We start from the raw sequence: 2,853 nt of genomic DNA on the forward strand, positions 1-2,853 counted from the left end.
TAAAGGAGGGGTATGGAAAACCAAAACCTACCTTAGAAGAGGAGGTCTGTCTGTCTGTCTGTCTGTCTGTCTGTCTGTCTGTCTGTCTGTCTGTCTGTCTGAAATTCAGGTCAAAGACAGATGATTTTTGGAACATTTCTACCCCTCCCTTCCTGTGATTTTTTGTTAAATAAACTTTAGTTCAGTCGTTTGTGAATTTTATCACATTCACAAGTCAACAAAACAATTCCGGCTCAATGCCGCGAACATAGCGAGAATTGTAAAACCCTCTTTTTCAGTTGTCAAGACTTTTTACAAAGTTTTTTTTTCAGGCTGGCGACTGACGACCGTAACAGTTCGCTTTTTACTTTTTCCGTGTACTGTTTCGCAAATCTGCACAGCGCACCGTTCATTGTTTCGTTTTTCAACCTCGTCGCGCGGATAAATTCCGCATGAAGCAAGGGGGTGAGTTTCGTTGCTACCCGTTTGCTTTGTTTGCTGTCCGTCATTGTGTTTGACCTCCTTTCTGTGTGTTCGCGCTGCTCACGAACGCTGTAAGCTTTAAGCTATAAGCTTTAAGCGTTAGAACCTTTAAGGCTTTTTTATCCGTCATTCCGACGAAAGTCGGAATCCAGCGTCTTTTTCTTCTAAAACCCAACGGGCTCCGCCCGTAAAGTCACTGGGCTCCGTGTCAAGCACGGAGCGACAAAGATTTTTTGCTTACGGTTTTCAGCTGTCGGCTTAATGCTTACCGCTTACTGCTTATTGCTTTTGGGAATTTCATCATGCCCCTCTATTTAAATATCTTGAAAAAATCGTTTTTTTTGGAAACTTCCCCGTTTTTGAAACACGATAAAAATACAGCTGCCATGCGGTTTCGCATTGACAGCTGTTTCCATTTTTATATTTTTTTTGCAGAGCGTTTTTCAGGGGTGTCAGTCTTGGGGCAAGTTGTATAACGTCAGGACAGGCAGTTTAAAAATTGTGTTTTTGACCGTTTTTTGAAACACGGCACAAACATAGACGCCGCAAGGCTTCGCAAGGACAGGTGGTTCCATTTTTTTGTCTTTTTTCAAGATATTTAAATAGAGGGGGTTGACGATTTTTCGTCGGGCATGGCTTTCCTGAAACAGTTGTATGACCTGCCGAGGTCTGAAGTTGCGGCTGTTTCTCGGCAGAGAGGCTGCGCCTTGTATATCTCTCACGCATTACGTGATGCGGCTCCAAACGGAGGTAAGCCCGTTGCTTTTCAGCTAAAGCTCTGTAACACTTCGGTAACGGCACGCCAAGCGGTCGGGTTTCAGGGCTGAGACACGAGGCCGATGCTTTCGGAAGGAGGCAGGGAAAGCAAGAGCCCTGCAGCAACGCACAGAAAACGAACGGACGGCGCAAGCAGCATCTGCGCCCAGCCCAGTAGGAAGTAATCCGGAGTTTGATGAACGCAGAACGCAGAACGAAGAACGCAGAACAAAAATCTTTGTCTTGCTGCATGTAGCGCAGCGGAAGTGCAGCATCCAGCGTCGTTACGCAAGTGAAACGAGCGTTAAGGTTTTAATTTGTTCTTCGTTTGTCGTTCTTAGTTCGTCGTTTGTTTAAGTACAGCTTTAAGCGTTAAGCTGGAAGCGGTAAGCCAAAAGCCTTTGTCATACCGTAGAAATACGGTATCCAGCGTCTTTGAAAGTACCTTAAAAACGAAAAGACTCTGGATTCCGACTTCCGTCGGAATGATAGATAAAATGACTCTTAAGGTGTTAAGGCTTATAGCTTTTTGCTTGCAGCTTTTAGCTTGTAGCTTATAGCTATGTTTGTTGTACCAAAAGCAATTTTGGGAAAAATAAAAACGGCGCGGGATTTTATATATCCGCGCCGTTTGTTTGTTAATACTTGACAAAAGCCGCTGTTCAGGCGAACCTATTCCTGAACGTTATTCTTTCTGCAAAATTCATCTATTCTTTTTGCGGCGTTCACGCCTATGTTTTTGTAGAACAGGTCGCCGTCAAAAAATGCGTGGAGGCTTTTGTCTCCGAAACCCTGAGTATATTCTATGGCGTATTCGGAATTAACGGTATATTTTTCCGACACGACAAGGCTGTGCCGCGCAGTGTTTATTTGCGCGTCGCATACGCCTTCAACGAGAGAATAGACTCCGGGGGTTGTTTTTTTCGCGACCATTCCGCCAAGGTTCAGGGACGCTTCCGCGTAAGTATCGTCTGTTTTCCAGTTCAGCGGATTTATTACGTAACTGTCAGATTCAAGCATTACGTTCCTTTTCGCGCCTGGACCTTCCGTGTTCCACGAAATAATCACTCCCGTATCGGTTTCGCCTTCTGCAAAGTGTATGCCGGCTGCCGTCAGGTGCGGATTTGCTTCAAACCATTCGGGGGTAAAAGAAAAACCGAGCGCGTATGCCGCAACGACACGGCTCAAATACTCGGGGTGTTTTTTCATATAGTCTTCAAATATCAGTTTTATCAGCCCTGCGCCCTGTGAATGTCCGGCAAATATTACAGGTCTTCCTGAATTGCAGTTTTTAAAATAATAGTCCAGAGCTGCCTGTATGTCTTTCCAGCCCTGTGTCGTTCTGTAATATTTCAAAAGTCCCTCTATGTCCCCGACTTCGCCGTTAAACTGACTCTCAAAGGTTGCCTGTCTGTAATACGGCGCGTAGACGTTGGCACAGTCAAAGAACTGCGCTCCGTGTCTTGCAAAAATTTTCTGCGCGGCGGCTCTGTGCACTGCATCTTCTACCGGCGCATATTCGCCTTTAACGGTGACTGTCGGATAAACGTAGAACATATCCGCTTTATGAGCCGTTTCATCCTGTTTGTACATCCAGTTTGAAGCTTTTGAATAATCTGTGGCAGAACTATCGGA

The 2,853-nt window shown here is 45.3% G+C and carries 2 protein-coding genes; both read right to left on the minus strand.

From position 1 onward, the window contains the following. Positions 1-281 precede the first annotated feature (281 nt). Complete coding sequence (locus KBS54_03790; GenBank protein ID MBQ0055252.1) at positions 282-488, minus strand: hypothetical protein; 207 nt, start codon at positions 486-488, stop codon at positions 282-284. A gap of 1,402 nt (positions 489-1,890) precedes the next feature. After that, the coding region (locus tag KBS54_03795) for a DUF3089 domain-containing protein (protein MBQ0055253.1) at positions 1,891-2,853 on the minus strand (963 nt) is incomplete at its 5' end.

The sequence above is a fragment of the Candidatus Equadaptatus faecalis genome, from assembly GCA_018065065.1.
GTDB lineage: Bacteria > Synergistota > Synergistia > Synergistales > Synergistaceae > Equadaptatus > Equadaptatus faecalis.